A 16,655-nucleotide genomic window follows, 5' to 3' on the forward strand; every position below is an offset into this window, starting at 1 on the left:
ATGCTCACTGGATCACGACTTCCTTGAACAGCACCGCGCTGACCTGGATCGGGGAAACCGCCGCGTTGACGCGCTTGGTCAGCTCTTCCTTGAGGCGAAAGACGCCGGCGGACCCGTTGAGGTCGGAGGAGCGCAGCTCGCGCACATAGGTCTGGAAGATGTCGGTCACGCGCGGCATCGTCGGCTTGATCGCCTCGATCTGCTTCTCTTCCTTCAGCTCCAGCACGATCTTGAGCTTCAGATATTGCACGCGCTCACCGGGCGCGCCGGCGAGGTTGACCATGATGTCGGGCACGTCGACGAAGGCCGGCGGCTTCGGCGGCGGCGCCGCCTCGGCGTGATGCTCGTCGTCGCCATGACGGAAGAAGAAGAACCAGGTCGCGGCACCGCCGCCGAGGACGGCGAGCAGGCCGACTGCCATGATGATGAGCTTGAGCTTGTTCTTCGGCGGAGCGGCTTCCGCGCCTTCGACGGCTGCGCCGCCCTCCGCATCATTGTCTGCCATGGTCGATAGGCTCGCTCATCTCATAAGGGGTCGAAAGAGCGAAGCCTCCTGGCAGACAGTGACGCGATACAAATGCCCCAGCGCAGTGCGCTCCTCTTACACGCAAACGCTACGGTAATAATGGTTAACGGAATCTTTCGATTGGGCCTCCACTAGGAAAAATCTGCCGGGCAAACATGGCTAACAGAACCTTTCTGCCGCCTCTCCGGGCCACTCAAAAATCGACAAGATACTGAAATTACACAATTTTCTGAGTTGGCACGGCTTTCGCTGAGAGAGGACCGAGGCCGGAGGGTTTGGGAGAACCCGGCGGTCTCGTTCACGGGTCGGCCAAGGCGCTTGGGAGAGCGAGGTGGCAGGCTCACTCAGGGGAGATTTCCGATGCAGAACGCGCTTCTGATCGGCTTGTCACGGCAGATGACGTTGGAACGGCAGATGGATGTCATCGCCAACAACGTCGCCAATGCCAACACCAACGGCTTCAAGGCCGACCATTCGCTGTTCGAGGAGTTTCTCAACTCGAACGCGCGTGAGGACAATTTCATCGCGTCCGACCGCCGGGTCTCCTATGTGCAGGACCGCGGCACCTTCCGCGACGTCGGCCAGGGGCCGATGGAGCCGACCAACAACCCGCTCGACATGGCGATCGACGGCAACGCGTTCTTCGCAGTGCAGGCCAATGGCGGCGAACGCTACACCCGCGACGGCAAATTCTCGCTCAACAACACCGGCCAGCTCGTCACCTCCGACGGCAGCCTCGTGCTCGGCACCGGCGGCCCGATCACCTTCCAGCCCACCGACCACGACATCAATGTCGCGCCCGACGGCACCGTCACGGTGATCGAGGGCACCGCCAAGACCGACTCGATCCGCGGCAAGATCCGCATGGCTGCGTTCGACGATGCGGCGAAGCTGACCAAGCTCGGCGCCAACCTCTACGACGTCGGCTCCGCGACCCCGCAGGCCGCCACCAAGTCGACAGTGCGCCAGGGCTACATCGAGAAGTCCAACGTCAACTCGGTCGGCGAGATGAGCCGCATGGTCGAAGTCATGCGCAGCTACACCGCCATCGCCAACCTGCTCCAGCAGCAGAGCGACCTCCACAAATCGGCGATCGAGAAGCTCGCCGACGTTCCGGCCTGATTAGGGGATCACTGACATGCAAGCGCTCCACACCGCTGCGACCGGAATGGCGGCCCAGGAACTCAACGTCCAGGTCATCTCCAACAACATCGCCAACCTGCGCACCACCGGTTTCAAGAAGCAGACGGCGGCGTTCCAGGACCTGATCTACGAGCACGTCCGCCGCGTCGGCGCGCAGGCCTCGGACCAGGGCACCATCGTGCCTGTCGGCGTCGACATCGGCGGCGGCGTCAAGACCGTCGGCACGCCGCGCAGCATGACGCAGGGCACACTGTCGCAGACCGGCAACGACCTCGACCTCGCGATCTCGGGCGAAGGCTTCTTCAAGATCCTGATGCCCGACGGCACCTTCCAGTACACCCGCGACGGCACCTTCCAGATGGACAACCAGGGCCGCGTTGTCACCGCGCAGGGCAACCCGGTGCAGCCGACCATCACCATCCCGAACAATGCCTCCGGCCTCGCCGTCAACGAGCAGGGCCAGGTCTCGGTGACGCTGCCGGGTTCGTCGACGTCGGCCGTTCAGGGCCAGATTGGTGTGACCCGCTTCATCAACAAGGCGGGCCTCCAGCCCGTCGGCAACAATCAGTTCGTCGAGACGCCCTCTTCCGGCCCGCCGCAGGACGGCACCGCGAACACCGAAGGCTACGGCAAGGTCACGCAGGGCAGCCTGGAGCAGGCCAATGTCGACGTCGTCTCGGAGATGAGCGACCTGATCGCTGCGCAGCGCGCCTACGAGATGAACGCCAAGGTCATCAGCGCCGCCGACCAGATGATGCAATCGACCACGGCGCTGTTCCGCTGAGGTAATGACGATGATCCGCACCACCCTCGCCGCGATCTCCGCTCTCCTGCTGCTGGCGCTGCCGGCGCAGGCCGCCGACGATGTCATCGCAGCGCCGACGCTGCGCGCGAGCGTCACCGTGACCTCGGACGTGGTGCGGGTTGGCGACCTCATCGACAATGCCGGCTCGGCCGCGCTGATCCCGGTCTACCGCTCGCCCGATCTCGGCACCACCGGCGCGCTGCCGGTCGCGCATGTGCTGTCGGTGCTGCGCGCAAAACAGGTGATCGGCGTGATGACCGGCGACATCAAGGAAGTCCAGGTCACCCGCCTCGCCCGCACGCTCGCCAACAAGGACCTCGAAACCGCGGTGGCCTCGGCGCTCGAGCGCCGCTTCGGCCTTGGGGAAGCCGCCAACATCGCCGTCACGTTCGACCGCGGCGTCGCCGACATGCGGCTCGATGCCTCCAACACCGGCGCACTCCAGCCGGTCGCCACCCGCTATGACGCCCGCAACGGCCGTTTCGACATCGTCTTCGAGATCAACAACGACAGCAATCCGGCGCCGACCAAGCTGCGCTTCACCGGCACCGCGATCGAGACGGTGGAAGTGGCCGTGCTGACGCGCGACATCGACCGCGCCGATCTCCTGAAGTCCTCCGACATCGCGCTGGAGCGCCGGCCCAAGGCCGAGGTCACCGGCGAGCCCGCCTCGCGCGACCGTAGCATCGGCATGCAGCTGCGCCGGCCGATGCGGGCGGGCATGCCGATCCGCGTCGCCGACATCGTCAAGCCCGACTTCGTGTCGCGCGACCAAAGCGTCACCGTCATCTACCAGGTCCCCGGGATTTACCTCACCACGCGTGGCAAGGCGATCGAGAGCGGCGCCGAGGGCGACACCGTCAGCGTGCTCAACCTGCAGACCAAGCGCACGCTGACCGGCGTGGTCACCGGCCGCGGCCAAGTGACGGTCCAGGGCGCGAGCCAGTCCGCGCCGATGGCGCCCGCGGTCGAGCAGACCTCCTCGCTCAAGCGCGACGAAGCACCCGCACCCGTCGACACTGCAGCTTTGGTCCGGAACCTGGTCCAGGCCCCCGCATCGCAGGCTCAAGTCGCCCAAGCCCAGATCCCGCAAACTCGCGCCCCGCAAGCTCCAGCCAAGTCAGAGTAAGTCATGTCCACGTTCAGTTCGGCTTCCCGTCTTCGTCGCGTCGCGATCTCTGGTCTGCTGCTGGCAGTTTGCGCGCTGGCGAGCGGCTGCTCCTCGATCGACCGCCTGTCGCAGATCGGCGAGCAACCGAAATTGTCGGCGATCGACAATCCGACGACGCAGCCCGGCTACAAGCCGGTGCAGATGCCGATGCCGAAGCCGGAAGTCGCCTCCTACAATCCGAACTCGTTGTGGCGCAACGGCAGCCGCGCCTTCTTCAAGGACCAGCGCGCGACCCATGTCGGCGACCTCCTGACCGTGACCGTGAACATCACCGACAAGGCCAACATCGCCAACGAGACCCAGCGCAGCCGCACCAATTCGGAAAATTCGGGTATCAGCGACTTCATCGGCGCCCAGACGATCACGCAGCCGCTCAAGATCCTGCCCGGCCGCATCCTCACCGCCGATTCCACCGCCGCCAGCGACGGCAAGGGTTCGGTCAATCGCACGGAGGCCTTGCAGACCAACGTCGCGGCCGTCGTCACCCAGGTGCTGCCGAACGGCAACCTCGTGGTCGAGGGCAAGCAGGAGATCCGTGTCAACTACGAGATCCGCGAACTCATCGTCGCCGGTATCGTCCGCCCCGAAGACATCCAGAGCGACAACACCATCGATTCCTCCAAGATCGCGCAGGCCCGCATCGCCTACGGCGGTCGCGGCCAGATCATGGACGTGCAGCAGCCGCGCTACGGCCAGCAAGTCATGGACGTGCTGCTGCCCTTCTAAATCTCTCCCGAGCTCCCACATCGTGTTCGCGAACCTAGGCGCGAACGACGATGTACTACGCGGCCTCCGGTAGCTCCCCTGCCGGAGGCCGCATGTATTTTGTAAAGCCGATTGGGACGACTGACGGCGGGGATTGCCGTAGCAGCCTCACGTAAACTCCGCCTCGACCGTCCCCAGCCCGTCGAGTTCCATCCGCACCTTGTCGCCGGCCTTCAGCCACAGCGTTTTCACCAGGCTCCCCGTCAGCACGAGTTGCCCCGCGTGCAGACCCTTGCCTTCGGCGGAGAGGTGGTTGGCGAGCCAGGCGAGCGCGTTGTGGGGATGGCCGAGCACGTCGGCGCCGGTGCCGTGGCTGACCTCTTCGCCATTGACGATGGCGCGGCCCTTGACCGCCTTCAGGTCCGGCACCGACGAGCGCGGCACCGCCTCACCCAGCACGCAGCCGGCGGCGAAGAAATCGTCGGCGATCAACGTCGGCGCGCCCAGCGCTTCCCACTTCACATAGCGGTCGTCGACGATCTCGATCGCGGGATGATAGGCCTCGACGGCCTCGCCGACCCATTCGGCCGTGAACGGCGCCTCGCCGGCGGCGAGATCGCGCTTCAATCGCACCGCGATCTCGCACTCGACGCCGACGCGGACATAGTCGGCAGCCGCGAGCTTGGCCCCGCTCTCGTGCACGCCCTTCTGGAACACGCTGCCGCCGCAGGGATGCGGGATGCCGATATAGTCCTGCATCACTTGGCTGGTGCAGCCGATCTTGTAACCGACCAGGGGTCCGATATGCGGCAGCAGCAGATCGTGCAGCGCGCGCTGGACCTGATAGCCCTCGGCCTCGTCGGCGGGCGGATGGTCCAGGGCCGCGAGCGGCGCGCGGTTACGGCGCGCGAGCGCAATCGCCTTTGCGGCTTTGAGAATCTTGTCCATCGGCGCCGGCTCCCACACTACGCAATTGAGGTCGGCACTTCAGCATCCCCGCCGGGGCGTGACAAGCGCGGGCCAAAGGATGGCCCAAAGCCGCCCTCAGCCCTTGACGAGACCGAGCCGGATCAGGCTCTCGGCCGTCGCGAGGATCGCCTCAGTGTTGGAACGGGCCTGCCAGCCGAGCAGCGACCTCGCCTTGGCGCGGTGGAATGCCGAACCCTTCCAAGCATCGGCACGACCGCGCGCAGCAGCGGAATCCGGTTCGCGGCCAGCCGCACCAGCCAATCCGGGGCCTGGAGCCGCGGAACCCGGCGCGCCCTGGGTCCGAGTTCCCGCCGCAGCACCCTGGCGATATCGAGGATCGACATCGTCTCACCGGAGACCGCGATGAAGCGCTCGCCTTTCGCTTCGGGCGCCGTCATCGCGCGCAGGTGCAAATCGGCCACGTCGCGCACGTCGACCACGCCGAAATAGACCCGCGGCACCGCCGGCATGGCTCCGTCGAGCAGCGATTTGACGATCTCGATCGAGCCGGAGAAGTCCGGCCCTAGCACGGGGCCAAAAATGCCGGCGGGATTGACGACGGACAGTTCGAGCCCACCACCCTCGCGCGTAACGAAATCCCAGGCCGCCCGCTCGGCCAGCGTCTTGGATTTGATGTAGGGCTGCACGTCGGCGCCGTCGAGTTTGGTCCAGTCGGTCTCGTCGAACGGCCTGTCGCGCGCCGGATGGCCGTAACCGATCGCGCCCAGCGACGAGGTGATGACGACCCGCCTGACGCCGGTCTCGCGTGCGGCACGCAGCACCCGCAGCGTGCCGTCCCGGGCCGGGATGATCATCTCGTTCTCGTCCTTGGGAACACTGGTCGACAATGGCGAGGCGACATGGAGCACGCAATCGCAGCCGGCGACTGCCTCGCGCCAGCCGTCGTCCGCGGTGAGATCGGCGGTGAAAAAGGACAGGCTTTCCGGCGACGCAGTTCCACCCTCGCGCAACATCGCCAGCACGTCGGCCTGCCGGTCCGGGCGGCGCACCGTGGTCCGCACCTGATGGCCGGCGGCCAGAAGTTGCAGGACGACGTGGATGCCGACGAAGCCGGACCCGCCGGTGACCAGAACGGTGCTCATTGCCCAAACTCCCACTCGTTGCGCGAGCCGGCGAATTGGGTTCCGCCGCCCTGCTCAAGGCCGCATCTGGTCACTATCTCCCAGGGGAACAAGTAGAATGGATTTCGAGACCGGTATGGAAAACCTGACCAGCGTTTGCGACGGCGATTGCGATTGCAGCGCCGACCCTGCCCTGCTCGCCGACTTCAAGCGCGCCATCCATGCACTCGGCGGCAAGTGGAAGCTGGAGATCCTGTTCGCGCTGATGAACGGCGCCGTTCGCTTCGGTGCGTTGCGGCGAGCGATCAGTGGCATCACCCAGCACATGCTGACCACGCAGCTGCGCGAGCTCGAGCGAGACGGCCTGGTGTCGCGAACCGTCGTCGCGGAGAAACCCTTGAGGGTCGAGTACGAGTTGACGGATGCAGCCTACGGCCTGTTGCCGGCGTTTAAGGAAATATTGAGCTGGTCCAGTCTTTATGGCGATGCGCGCCTTGTGGCGTCGCAGCAAGCCTGATTGCAGCCAAGCCTGATTGCAGCGATGTGAAGCTGCCGGGTCGGTGCCTCAGCATTCGAGTCGATCTCGTTGATGCGACTCGCAAAACCTCCCGCACCTGAAGTGAAGGCTGTTCCTCATCCGAACTTACGTGAGCTCGGAGGAAGTGACTCTAGCCCATTGATCGCGATTCATTTTTCGTGATCGCGCCTGCGCTGATGCGCATCACGGCAAGCGGCAGACAAAACGCTGGTCACGGCGCTCAAGCTGCACCGTGGGCCCAAAAATAAAGAGCCGCATCGCTGCGGCTCGGACTCTATTCGTCGCGGTAGACCTTCTCGCGTTTCTCGTGGCGCTCCTGCGCTTCCACCGAGAGCGTTGCGATGGGCCGGGCTTCGAGCCGCTTCAAAGAGATCGGCTCGCCGGTGTCCTCGCAATAGCCGTAGGTGTTGTCCTCGATACGCTGGAGCGCGGCGTCGATCTTGGCGATCAACTTGCGCTGGCGGTCGCGGGCGCGGAGTTCGATGGCGCGGTCGGTTTCGGACGATGCCCGATCGGCGAGATCGGGGTGGTTCACGTTCTCCTCCTGCAGAGCCTGCAGCGTGAGCTTGGACTCTTTGAGGATCTCATCCTTCCAGGCGAGGAGCTTCAAACGGAAGTACTCCTTCTGCCGGTCGTTCATGAAAGGCTCTTTTTCGGTCGGTCGGTAGTTTTTCAACTTTTCCAAGGGCGGCCTATCTGTCTAAGCAACGACTCGCAACGGAAACGGGTCCGTTAAGCCGGGCTTATATAGTGGCCTCATGTGACAGACAATATTTCCCTGATCGTTCGGTTAGCGCCCCCAAGCCCTTGCACAGGAAGGTTTATCCTGGAGAGCCCGGGGGCGGCCGAAGGCCTAGTAACCGACCGTGAAACGCTGCCTTAGATGGGCCGGCCGCTCGATCTCGTCGGCGAGCGCAATGGCGTAGTCGGCGAAGCTGATCCAGCTTTTTCCGTTCGCATCTGCGAGAAGCTGATCGGTCCCGAGCCGGAACTTGCCGGTTCGCTCGCCCTCGATGAAGAGGGCCGACGGCGAGATGAAGGTCCAGTTCAGGTCCTTTTCCTGTCGCAGCAGGTCAAGGAAAGCCCCGCCCGCCTCCGCTTCGGCCTTGTATTGGGCGGGAAAACCGGGGGTTGTAACCAGTTTGACGCCGGGAGCGACTTCCAGGCTGCCGGCACCGCCGACAATGAGGTAGCGACCAACGCCGGACTCCTTCGCCGCGCCGATCAGCTTGAGAGGGTCGCTGGCCAGGAAGTGCACGGAACTCACGGCGACGTCATGCCCCGCCCACAATCTGGCAAGGCCAGCCTGGTCGAGCACGTCGCCCTTCGTGGGCGTGACGTTCGGCAGGGGCGCGATCTTCTCGGGGTTCCGGGCGATCGCCGTGACCGCATGGCCGCGTCGCGACAGTTCCTTGGTGATCTCCGACCCGGCCCGGCCCGAGGCGCCGGCGACTGCGATTTTCATGGAAGGTTCCTTTGCTTCGTTTGGTAACTAACAGTTACTAGATATCGCAAAGGATGCTGGTGTTAAGAGAGCACTTTGTGCTTACCTGATTACGCAAGAGTAACCGGGACCCGTCACCGGCGCGCGAGCCGGCAAGGGGCCAAACGGATCGTGAGGAGTTGACGATGAAGCCAGACGTCTATGCAGCGAACTGCCCCACGCGCCAGATCCTCGACCGCGTCGGCGACAAATGGGCGGTGCTGATCCTGCTGCTGCTGCGCGAGGAGCCGATGCGCTTCAATCAGTTGCGCCGAACGATTGAAGGCATTTCGCAGAAGATGTTGAGCCAGGTTCTCAAGTCGCTCGAACGCGACGGCCTGATCAAGCGTCACGCCATCGCAACCGTACCGGTGACGGTGGAGTATTCGATCACGCAGCTCGGCGTGACGCTCGCGGCCGCCGTCGATCCCCTGCGCGATTGGGCCGAGCAGAATCTGAAAGACGTGCTCGCCGCCCAGCGGCGCTACGACGCGCAGTTGAAGGACGAAGCGGCGTAGGCACTCTCTCGAGAGTGCGCTGCTCGCCACGCCAAACTCCGCTGTCATGCCCCGGCTTGACCAGGGCATCCAGTACGCCGCGGCCTCGCGATTCAATAACGACTGTCTCTGGAATACTGGGTCGCCCGGTCAAGCCCGGCGACGACAGCCTGCCCGACTAAGCCTGCCCGGCCTTCGCCAGCTCGACCTCGACCCGCAGCTCGATCTCGGACAGCACGGAATCCAAACCAGGGTCGCCCGAGGACGATTTCAGGTTCGCCGCGGCATCGCGCAGCCGCATCACGGTCGAGGCGTCGAGATTGCCGGACAGTAGTCCCATCTTGAGATCGTCGAGCACGTCGAGCGCGGTCCTGCCGCGGGCGACCGAGCGCTTGCGGCGTTCGACCGGATCTTCCTCGATGCCTTGCAGTGCGAGCAGCCCGTCGATGTTCGCGGCGGCCTTCGGTGCGGCAGCACCCCGCGTCTCCTGCGCCGACGAGGTGTCGGGCAGCACGAAGGTGCCGGAGCTCGTTCGCCTGGTCTGGCTGGCCGGCGTACCAAGCGTGGTGCCGTTCGGTCCGTAGATGCGCATCGCAGGAATCCGGGTGATCGATGCCGTCACCTTCGCCGTCTTATGGTTAACGGCACGTAAACGGCCCGGCAAAATCTGCCGACAGGCGGCAGTTTCGCTCCTCAGGGAGAACGCTCCCTGACACCGGTGGAAACAGGTTTATTCAACCTATTCAATCGCGTAACCCCGCTGCCCCGCGTTGGCACAGCGCTCGCAAGGAAAGCGTCGGACCAGCTCGTCATGGGAGTGTCGTGGATGGTCCGAGATGTGAGGAGCCTCGGGGAGCAGAGGATGCCAGGCGTTCGTTGGGTGAGGATTGTTGGGGTGGCCTGCGCCGCGCTGTCAGCGCTGGCGCTCTCGGTCACGTCTGCAAGCGCGACATCGCGCATCAAGGACCTCGCCAATATTGAGGGCGTGCGGCAGAACCAGCTCATCGGCTACGGCCTCGTCGTCGGCCTCAACGGCACCGGCGACACGCTCAACAACATCCCCTTCACCAAGCAGTCGCTGCAAGCGATGCTCGAGCGCATGGGCGTCAACATCCGCGGCGCCACCATCCGCACCGGCAACGTCGCCGCCGTGATGGTCACGGGCAATCTGCCGGCGTTCGCCACCCAGGGCACGCGCATGGACGTCACTGTCTCCGCGCTTGGCGACGCCAAGGATCTGCGCGGCGGCACCCTGCTGGTCACGCCCCTGCTCGGCGCCGACGGCAACGTCTACGCGGTCGGACAGGGCTCGCTCGCGATCTCCGGTTTCCAGGCCGAGGGCGAAGCGGCGAAAATCGTGCGCGGCGTTCCGACCGTCGGCCGCATCGCCAACGGCGCCATCATCGAGCGCGAGATCGAGTTCGCGCTCAATCGGCTGCCGAACGTGCGGCTCGCGCTGCGCAACGCCGACTTCACCACGGCCAAGCGGATCGCGGCCGCGATCAACGACTATCTCGGCGTCAAGACCGCCGAACCGATCGATCCCTCGACGGTGCAGCTTGCGATCCCGCCGGAGTTCAAGGGCAACGTCGTCGCCTTCCTCACCGAGATCGAGCAGCTCCAGGTCGATCCTGATCTCGCCGCCAAGATCGTCATCGACGAACGCAGCGGCATCATCGTGATGGGCCGCGACGTTCGCGTCGCCACCGTCGCGGTGGCGCAAGGCAACCTCACCGTCACCATCTCCGAGAGCCCGCAGGTCAGCCAGCCGAACCCGCTGTCACGCGGGCGCACCGTGGTCACGCCGCGCACCGGCGTCAGCGTCACCGAGGACGGTAGGAAGCTTGCCCTCGTCAAGGACGGCGTCTCGCTTCAGCAGCTCGTCGACGGTCTCAACGGCCTCGGCATCGGCCCGCGCGACCTCATCAGCATCCTGCAGGCGATCAAGGCCGCCGGCGCGATCGAAGCCGACATCGAGGTGATGTGATGCAGACCAGCATGATCAACACCCCGCACGTCGTCACCTCCTCGGCCTTCTCGGTGGAGAGCCGCAACGGCCGGCCCGACTTCGAGCTTGCCGCCGCCTTGCAGAAGGTCTCGCCGCAGCAGCAGGCCAAGGCGCAGAAGACCGCCACCGATTTCGAGGCGATGTTCCTCAACAGCATGTTCTCGCAGATGACCTCGGGCCTGAAGGGCGAAGGCCCGTTCGGCGACACCCCGGGCACCGGCGTGTGGCGTTCGATGCTGACCGAGCAATATTCCAAGAACTTCGCCAAGGCGGGCGGCGTCGGCGTCGCCACCGAAGTCTACCGCACCCTCGTCATGCAGCAGGCGAAAACGATCCGCACGGCATAAGGTCAACCGAGATGAACCACTTCAACGCCTCACGTCAGCCGGTGCAAGCGCAGCGCCCGAACACCGCACCCGGCAACGCCGAGGCGCGCAAGGTCGCCGAGCAGCTGATGGATGCGATGAACGCCCTGCTCGGACTGGTCGAGCGCGAGACCGAGCTCGTTCGCGCCGGCCAGGTCCGCGAAGCGATGACGCTGGAGAGCAAGAAGCAGGAGCTGTCGCGCAACTATGTCAGCGCCGTCAGCGAGTTGAAGACGAACCAGGCCCAGCTCGCGAAATCCGCGCCCGAGCTGCTCTCGACGCTGCATCGGCACCACGACGCGTTCCGCGCGATGCTCCAGGTCAATCTCACCGTGCTCGCGACCGCACACGCGGTCTCCGAGAGCGTGGTGCGCGGCGTCAACGCCGAGATCCAGAAGCGCAACGTGCCCAACACCTACACGGCGGCGGGACGCCGCGCGGCTCCGAGCCCGCGTCACATCACCCCGCTCGCGGTCAGTCGCTCGCTCTGAGGGCGCGCGAAAACTCCCTGCAATTTTACGAAAAACCGCGCGGCGATATCGTCGCGCGGTTAGTCACGTTTCCTTACCCGGTCTTCAATCCTGGTGTTCAATGGTTGCGTATTGAGAGGGGTTGGGATTTGACTCAGACGAGGCAACCAGGAGGCTGCCATGAGTACAGATTTCAGCATCAGGCCGGTGGGGATACCGGCCCCCGTGCAGATCATAACGACGTCCAATGCGGCGGCGAACGAGGCCGTGCAAACTGATTTGCCGGTGAGCCAGACGGTCGCCGCGAGCGATACCAGCGCGGCTGCGCGCAATGATCTGCAGAGCACCAACGACAGCGTTTCACGCCAGGTCGTATTCAACCAGCCCGCCGCATCCTTCGTGTTCCAGGTCGTGAACGAAAGGACCGATGCGGTTGTCGATCAGTTTCCGGACGAAGCGATGCTGCGGCGCCGGGCCTATTTCCACGCCCTGGACATGAAGTCCGAGCCCCCGCGTCCACTCAGCACCGATCGCAGCGCCTGACGTTCACGCCGCGGGTCGCGACGGCCGTAACGAGGTCGTTCGAACCGGTCGCGTTACGACCGTCCCGAAAGACCGGCGGCGATATTGCGATTGATCTCGATCAGCGGGCGGAAGTGATCGAGCTGCGGGCTCATCAGCAGCGCCGCAGTCTGGCTCAGCACGAACACGCTGATGTTGGCGATCCTCTGCCGAACATCGAGCGGCTGCGGATTGGTGTCGCGCATCGCCTCGCTCAGGAAGATGGTCCAGAGCTTGCGGTTGAACATCAACGCCTGCGTCGTCTGCTCGTTGAAGGGATCGGCGCTGTTGATGGCGTCCTGCAGCTTGTTGGCGGCCTTCAGGAGCGTCTGCGCCTCGATATCGCGAGGAGACGCAGTAGTCGTGGCTACACGCGCGTAGGCCGAAGCAGCAGAACTCGACATCGATCACCCTGAAGGTTTCCTCGCCCGTTGTACAGGCTTAAGGATTTCTTTCCCAACCCTAGGCAGCACCGCTTAAGATTTGCTTACGTGAGAGTGCCGACGATCTCCGGACAATTACTGGTCGCGGCATCCATCTTCACCTCAAGGCTAAATCCGAGTGCGCGCACTGTAAACGATTGCATCCATCATGCGCTGATCTGAGCTAATCGACAGTTAGCGATCTCGCTCAAAACAACGGCGAAGCCTAGGCTTCGCCGTTGAACGACTCATCGTGTACGTCAGCGTCGCGCTTAGCGGAGGAGCTGAAGCACGCTCTGCTGCGACTGGTTGGCGAGCGACAGCGCGGAGACTGCGATCGACTGGCGCGTCGAGAGCGCCTGGCTATTGGCCGCTTCCTCGTTGGTGTCCGCAAGCGTCAGGCTCGATGAGCCGGTCTGCAGCACGTTGATCAGGTTCTTGCTGAAGTCCTGACGGATCTGCACGATCGACAGGTTCGAACCGAGCGTCGACGCCTCGGCGCGCAGCGTGGTGCTGGCCGAGTTGAGCGAAGTCAGAATGGCGTTCGCCGATTTCGAGTCCAGGAAATCAACGCCCGAGGTCAAGGCAGCAAGGTTGAGGCCGGCGTCGTTGAAGGTGACGCCCTGAATGTTCAGCGTCGAACGCCCGGTTTCGTTGAACACGAGCTTGAGCGTATCGCCGTTCAGCAGATTCACGCCGTTGTAGGAAGAGTCCTGCGCCGTGGTGTTGATTTGCGCGAGCACGTTGTTGTACTGCCCGACCAGATTGGCGCGCGTGGCTTGCGAGTCGGGGTCGACGGTGGGCGCCTGCGCGATCAGGCCATAGAAGGGCTGGCCGCTCGCCGCGGCCGTGCCGCCGATTGCGCCGATCGTCGAGGACGCCGAGTCGTTGGAGGTCACGATGTTGAGATGACCGGTCGTGTCGATCGTCGCCTGCAGGTTGTTCGCCGCCAGCGCCGCGTTGAGCTGATTGAGCGTGGAAACCTGCCCGACGCCGGCGCCGAAGGTGATGCTGGTGGCGGTGCCGCCGCCGGTCGCACCGATCGTCAACGTCTTGCCGCTGAGCGGAGGCGGAACGCGAGCGGTGGTGCCGGCAGTGAGGCCGAGCGCCGTGAGCACGTTGCCCGAGCCGGAGATCGCCAGATCCTGGCTCGTGCCGGTGCTGAGCACGAGCTTGCCGCCGGAAACGGTCGAGGCCGTGCCCGTACCCGTGATGCCATCGATCGCGCTCAGTACCGACTGCACCGTGAGTGTGCTGCCGGCGCCGATGCCGATCGTGACGTTGCCGAAGGAGTCGGTGGTCGAGGTGGTTTGCGCGGTCGAGAAGGTGATCGTCTTGCCGTCGACAGTCAGGACCGAACCGTTGGTGATCGTCGTACCGAGATCGTCCGAACCCGCACCGGCGGTACCGACCAGCTTGGTCGCGCCCGTGATCGGCGCCGCGCCGCTCGTATCGTCATTGTTGACGACGGTGCCGGTGACCGTGTTGTTGGTGTATGCCGTGCCCAGCAGGTTGTTGGCGGTCGCACCGGGGACCGCGGCCGCCGTCACGTTGGATTTGGGCGAGTACCCCGTCGGGCTCTGCAGCACCTGGCTGGCGATCGATTTGGCGCTGTCGACCAGCTTTTGCAGCGAGGTGATGCCGGTGTTCGCGGCCTGCAGCACCTGCACGCCGTTGCTGATGCCATCCAGGAGATTGCTGATGTCGCTGGCGCGATTGTCGAGCCCCTGTGCGGTGAAGAAGTTGGTCGGGTTGTCCAGCGCCGTGTTGACCTTCTTGCCGGTTGCAAGACGTTCCTGCGTGGTAGCGAGCAGGTCGGCTGTCGACTGCAGCGACAACAGGTTCTGGCGGACTGATGCCGAGAGAACGATGTTGGACATTGGCAGATCTTCCTCTTGGAGCGCGACGCGTACGAATCGGAGCCCGCCGGTCTGGCGAATGGGCTTTTGTCTAGTTCTAGGCGCACTCCTTTAAATTAAGGTTAATGGCGGCTTAAGCCACAGGGTTAACAAGGTATTAACCGGTCAGGGTTCCCTGAAACCCGGCTCACGCGGCATCACGCGCAAAAAAACGGCGGGGCAAAAGCCCCGCCGTGATGCCTTGTTTGACGTTTTCGCCGCGTATCAGCGCAGGAGCTGCAACACGCTCTGCTGCGACTGGTTGGCCAGCGACAGCGCCGAGACCGCGATCGACTGGCGGGTCGACAGCGCCTGGCTGTTGGCCGCTTCCTCGTTGGTGTCGGCCAGCGTCAGATTGGACGAACCGGTCTGCAGGACGTTGATCAGGTTCTTGTTGAAGTCCTGGCGGATCTGCACGACCGACAGGTTCGAACCCAGCGTCGATGCTTCCGAACGCAGCGTGCTGCTGGCGGCATTGAGCGAGGTCAGGACCTTGTTGGCCGAAGCGTTGTCCAGGAAGTCGGTGCCCGAGGTGAGGGACGAGATGTTGAGACCCGCGGTGTCGAAGGTCACACCGGTGATGCTCAGCGTCGACTTGCCGGTTTCGTTGAACGTCAGCTTCAGCGTGTCGCCGTTGAGCAGGTTGACGCCGTTGAAGGAGGCATCCTGCGCGGTCGTGTTGATCTGCGCGAGCACGTTGTTGTACTGCGCGACCAGGCCTGCACGCTGGCTCTGCGAGGTCGGATCGGCAACCGGAGCCCCGATGGCAGCGCTGTGGAACGGACCGGTGGCAGTAAAGGCCGAGCCGCCGAGCGTGCCGATCGTCGAGGAGGCCGCGTCGTTCGTGGTCGTGATGGAGATCACGCCGGTCGAGTCGATCGAGGCCTGCAGGTTGTTGGCCGCCAGCGCCGAGTTGAGCCCGTTCAGCGTCGAGATCTGGCCGGTGCCGGTGCCGAAGGTGATGCTGGTGGGCGTGCCGCCGCCGGTGGCTGCGATCGTCAGCGTCTGGCCCGAGATGGCGGGCGGGACGCGGGCGGTGGTGCCGGCGGAGAGACCGAGCGCGGCGAGCACGTTGCCCGAACCCGCGATTGTGAGATCCGAGGTCGTGCCGGTGCTCAGCGTGAGCTTACCAGCCGCGACGGTCGAGGCGGTGCCGGTGCCGGTGATGCCGTCGATCGCAGTCAGCACGCTCTGCACCGTCAAGGTGCTGCCCGTGCCGATGCCGATGGTGACGTTGCCGGCGGTGTCCGTGGTCGAGGTAGTCTGCGCGGTCGAGAACGTGATGGTCTTGCCGTTGACCGTCAGGACCGAGCCGTTGGTGATGGCGGTGCTGAGGTTGTCGGAAGTCGCACCGGCGGTACCGACCAGCTGGGTGGAGGCCGTGATGTTGGCCGCGGTGCCGGTGTTGTCGTTCAGCACGGCAGTGCCGGCGACCGTGTTGTTGGTGTAACCGGTACCCAGCAGGTTGTTGGCGGTCGCGCCGGTGATGGCGGTCGAAGTCACGGTCGACTTGGTGGAGTAGCCCGTCGGGCTCTGCAGCACCTGGTTGGCGATCGACTTGGCGCTGTCCACCAGCTTCTGCAGCGAGGTGATGCCGGTGTTGGCAGCCTGGAGCACCTGCACGCCGTTGCCGATGCCATCGAGCAGATTGCCGATGTCGCTGGCGCGGTTGTCGAGGCCCTGGGCGGTGAAGAAGTTGGTGGGGTTGTCGAGAGCCGAGTTCACCTTCTTGCCAGTCGACAGACGGGACTGGGTGGTGGCGAGGAGGTCGGCGGTGGCCTGGAGGGAGAGCAGGTTCTGGCGAACCGATGCGGAGAGAACGACGGACATACTGTTACCTTTCTGGTAGCTACGCGTCCTATCTGACCAAAATTGATCAGACGACCGCCGGACCGTGCGTCCAAGCCTCTAACAATCCGTGAAATGAAACCCGCACTTTTTCCGCCGCGACGCTGAAAGCGCGCTTCGAGGCCGCGGCAGACGGCTGGACATGCCAATATCGGCCTTGAAAT

18 protein-coding genes and 1 pseudogene are annotated in these 16,655 nt (G+C 64.4%); 10 read left to right on the top strand and 9 right to left on the bottom strand.

The annotated features are described in order from the left end of the window. Positions 1-4: 4 nt before the first annotated feature. Positions 5-505: a flagellar basal body-associated protein FliL gene (gene fliL, locus AB7008_RS33400; protein WP_441260166.1), complete on the bottom strand. Its 501-nt coding sequence runs from the start codon at positions 503-505 to the stop codon at positions 5-7. A gap of 381 nt (positions 506-886) precedes the next feature. Between fliL and flgF the strand changes: the two genes are divergently transcribed. The 4 genes from flgF to flgH are packed head-to-tail and all read left to right on the top strand — an operon-like array spanning position 887 to position 4,371. Continuing rightward, positions 887-1,648, top strand: coding sequence for a flagellar basal-body rod protein FlgF (flgF, locus tag AB7008_RS33405; RefSeq protein ID WP_041954734.1), 762 nt, complete (start codon positions 887-889; stop codon positions 1,646-1,648). A gap of 16 nt (positions 1,649-1,664) precedes the next feature. Further along, on the top strand, positions 1,665-2,453 hold the full coding sequence (flgG, locus tag AB7008_RS33410; RefSeq protein ID WP_028158324.1) for a flagellar basal-body rod protein FlgG: 789 nt from the start codon (positions 1,665-1,667) through the stop codon (positions 2,451-2,453). 10 nt (positions 2,454-2,463) lie between these two features. Beyond that, positions 2,464-3,603 carry a flagellar basal body P-ring formation chaperone FlgA gene (flgA, locus tag AB7008_RS33415; RefSeq protein WP_441260167.1) on the top strand — a complete coding sequence of 380 codons (1,140 nt, stop codon included), beginning with the start codon at positions 2,464-2,466 and terminating at the stop codon, positions 3,601-3,603. 3 nt (positions 3,604-3,606) lie between these two features. After that, entirely contained in the window at positions 3,607-4,371 is a 765-nt protein-coding gene (gene flgH / locus AB7008_RS33420; RefSeq protein WP_014494002.1) for a flagellar basal body L-ring protein FlgH, read from the top strand. A 147-nt stretch (positions 4,372-4,518) separates the two neighbouring features. Here the strand turns inward: flgH and AB7008_RS33425 are convergent, their stop codons facing one another. Then, positions 4,519-5,298, bottom strand: coding sequence for a 2-keto-4-pentenoate hydratase (locus AB7008_RS33425; RefSeq protein ID WP_304490547.1), 780 nt, complete (start codon positions 5,296-5,298; stop codon positions 4,519-4,521). A gap of 96 nt (positions 5,299-5,394) precedes the next feature. Further along, a pseudogene (locus AB7008_RS33430) lies at positions 5,395-6,422 on the bottom strand (SDR family oxidoreductase). A 97-nt stretch (positions 6,423-6,519) separates the two neighbouring features. Between AB7008_RS33430 and AB7008_RS33435 the strand changes: the two are divergent. After that, positions 6,520-6,918, top strand: coding sequence for a winged helix-turn-helix transcriptional regulator (locus tag AB7008_RS33435; RefSeq protein WP_200889985.1), 399 nt, complete (start codon positions 6,520-6,522; stop codon positions 6,916-6,918). A 295-nt stretch (positions 6,919-7,213) separates the two neighbouring features. On the opposite strand, the gene dksA is transcribed toward AB7008_RS33435, so the two are convergent. Together dksA and AB7008_RS33445 are read right to left on the bottom strand one after the other, a co-directional pair. Then, entirely contained in the window at positions 7,214-7,579 is a 366-nt protein-coding gene (gene dksA, locus AB7008_RS33440; RefSeq protein WP_008554760.1) for an RNA polymerase-binding protein DksA, read from the bottom strand. 213 nt (positions 7,580-7,792) lie between these two features. After that, positions 7,793-8,404 carry an NAD(P)-dependent oxidoreductase gene (locus AB7008_RS33445; RefSeq protein WP_304490549.1) on the bottom strand — a complete coding sequence of 204 codons (612 nt, stop codon included), beginning with the start codon at positions 8,402-8,404 and terminating at the stop codon, positions 7,793-7,795. Positions 8,405-8,568: 164 nt separating this feature from the next. On the opposite strand from AB7008_RS33445, the gene AB7008_RS33450 reads away from it, so the two are divergent. After that, entirely contained in the window at positions 8,569-8,940 is a 372-nt protein-coding gene (locus AB7008_RS33450; protein ID WP_027518927.1) for a winged helix-turn-helix transcriptional regulator, read from the top strand. A 157-nt stretch (positions 8,941-9,097) separates the two neighbouring features. Here AB7008_RS33450 and AB7008_RS33455 read toward each other — a convergent pair whose 3' ends face one another. Then, positions 9,098-9,511 carry a flagellar assembly protein FliX gene (locus AB7008_RS33455; protein WP_248878730.1) on the bottom strand — a complete coding sequence of 138 codons (414 nt, stop codon included), beginning with the start codon at positions 9,509-9,511 and terminating at the stop codon, positions 9,098-9,100. Between the two features lie 270 nt (positions 9,512-9,781). On the opposite strand from AB7008_RS33455, the gene AB7008_RS33460 reads away from it, so the two are divergent. The 4 genes from AB7008_RS33460 to AB7008_RS33475 all read left to right on the top strand — a co-directional run bounded on the left by AB7008_RS33460 (position 9,782) and on the right by AB7008_RS33475 (position 12,305). Next, complete coding sequence (locus AB7008_RS33460; protein WP_028158318.1) at positions 9,782-10,906, top strand: flagellar basal body P-ring protein FlgI; 1,125 nt, start codon at positions 9,782-9,784, stop codon at positions 10,904-10,906. Further along, entirely contained in the window at positions 10,906-11,274 is a 369-nt protein-coding gene (flgJ, locus tag AB7008_RS33465; RefSeq protein WP_041954719.1) for a flagellar assembly peptidoglycan hydrolase FlgJ, read from the top strand. Before AB7008_RS33460 ends, flgJ begins: the two co-directional genes overlap by 1 nt. An 11-nt stretch (positions 11,275-11,285) precedes the next feature. Next, positions 11,286-11,783 (top strand): hypothetical protein, encoded by a 498-nt coding sequence (locus AB7008_RS33470; protein WP_304490550.1) that lies wholly within the window; start codon positions 11,286-11,288, stop codon positions 11,781-11,783. 159 nt (positions 11,784-11,942) lie between these two features. Beyond that, positions 11,943-12,305, top strand: coding sequence for a hypothetical protein (locus AB7008_RS33475; RefSeq protein ID WP_028148520.1), 363 nt, complete (start codon positions 11,943-11,945; stop codon positions 12,303-12,305). 53 nt (positions 12,306-12,358) lie between these two features. On the opposite strand, the gene flaF is transcribed toward AB7008_RS33475, so the two are convergent. The 3 genes from flaF to AB7008_RS33490 form a co-directional block, all read right to left on the bottom strand. Next, positions 12,359-12,727 carry a flagellar biosynthesis regulator FlaF gene (gene flaF / locus AB7008_RS33480; RefSeq protein WP_014493991.1) on the bottom strand — a complete coding sequence of 123 codons (369 nt, stop codon included), beginning with the start codon at positions 12,725-12,727 and terminating at the stop codon, positions 12,359-12,361. 290 nt (positions 12,728-13,017) lie between these two features. Next, positions 13,018-14,625, bottom strand: a complete 1,608-nt coding sequence (locus AB7008_RS33485) for a flagellin N-terminal helical domain-containing protein (protein ID WP_028158313.1) — start codon at positions 14,623-14,625, stop codon at positions 13,018-13,020. A 243-nt stretch (positions 14,626-14,868) separates the two neighbouring features. Then, positions 14,869-16,473 (bottom strand): flagellin N-terminal helical domain-containing protein, encoded by a 1,605-nt coding sequence (locus AB7008_RS33490; RefSeq protein ID WP_041954714.1) that lies wholly within the window; start codon positions 16,471-16,473, stop codon positions 14,869-14,871. Positions 16,474-16,655: the final 182 nt, after the last annotated feature.

Source organism: Bradyrhizobium sp. 521_C7_N1_3 (assembly GCF_052075975.1).
GTDB lineage: Bacteria > Pseudomonadota > Alphaproteobacteria > Rhizobiales > Xanthobacteraceae > Bradyrhizobium > Bradyrhizobium japonicum.

Coding starts and splice junctions, on each gene's coding strand:
- flaF (WP_014493991.1), bottom strand. CDS start 12,727: ATGTCGAGTTCTGCTGCTTCGGCCTACGCGCGTGTAGCCACGACTACT.
- AB7008_RS33485 (WP_028158313.1), bottom strand. CDS start 14,625: ATGTCCAACATCGTTCTCTCGGCATCAGTCCGCCAGAACCTGTTGTCG.
- AB7008_RS33435 (WP_200889985.1), top strand. CDS start 6,520: ATGGATTTCGAGACCGGTATGGAAAACCTGACCAGCGTTTGCGACGGC.
- flgJ (WP_041954719.1), top strand. CDS start 10,906: ATGCAGACCAGCATGATCAACACCCCGCACGTCGTCACCTCCTCGGCC.
- AB7008_RS33445 (WP_304490549.1), bottom strand. CDS start 8,404: ATGAAAATCGCAGTCGCCGGCGCCTCGGGCCGGGCCGGGTCGGAGATC.
- flgH (WP_014494002.1), top strand. CDS start 3,607: ATGTCCACGTTCAGTTCGGCTTCCCGTCTTCGTCGCGTCGCGATCTCT.
- AB7008_RS33455 (WP_248878730.1), bottom strand. CDS start 9,511: ATGCGCATCTACGGACCGAACGGCACCACGCTTGGTACGCCGGCCAGC.
- AB7008_RS33460 (WP_028158318.1), top strand. CDS start 9,782: ATGCCAGGCGTTCGTTGGGTGAGGATTGTTGGGGTGGCCTGCGCCGCG.
- AB7008_RS33470 (WP_304490550.1), top strand. CDS start 11,286: ATGAACCACTTCAACGCCTCACGTCAGCCGGTGCAAGCGCAGCGCCCG.
- AB7008_RS33490 (WP_041954714.1), bottom strand. CDS start 16,473: ATGTCCGTCGTTCTCTCCGCATCGGTTCGCCAGAACCTGCTCTCCCTC.
- AB7008_RS33450 (WP_027518927.1), top strand. CDS start 8,569: ATGAAGCCAGACGTCTATGCAGCGAACTGCCCCACGCGCCAGATCCTC.
- dksA (WP_008554760.1), bottom strand. CDS start 7,579: ATGAACGACCGGCAGAAGGAGTACTTCCGTTTGAAGCTCCTCGCCTGG.
- flgA (WP_441260167.1), top strand. CDS start 2,464: ATGATCCGCACCACCCTCGCCGCGATCTCCGCTCTCCTGCTGCTGGCG.
- AB7008_RS33425 (WP_304490547.1), bottom strand. CDS start 5,298: ATGGACAAGATTCTCAAAGCCGCAAAGGCGATTGCGCTCGCGCGCCGT.
- flgF (WP_041954734.1), top strand. CDS start 887: ATGCAGAACGCGCTTCTGATCGGCTTGTCACGGCAGATGACGTTGGAA.
- AB7008_RS33475 (WP_028148520.1), top strand. CDS start 11,943: ATGAGTACAGATTTCAGCATCAGGCCGGTGGGGATACCGGCCCCCGTG.
- fliL (WP_441260166.1), bottom strand. CDS start 505: ATGGCAGACAATGATGCGGAGGGCGGCGCAGCCGTCGAAGGCGCGGAA.
- flgG (WP_028158324.1), top strand. CDS start 1,665: ATGCAAGCGCTCCACACCGCTGCGACCGGAATGGCGGCCCAGGAACTC.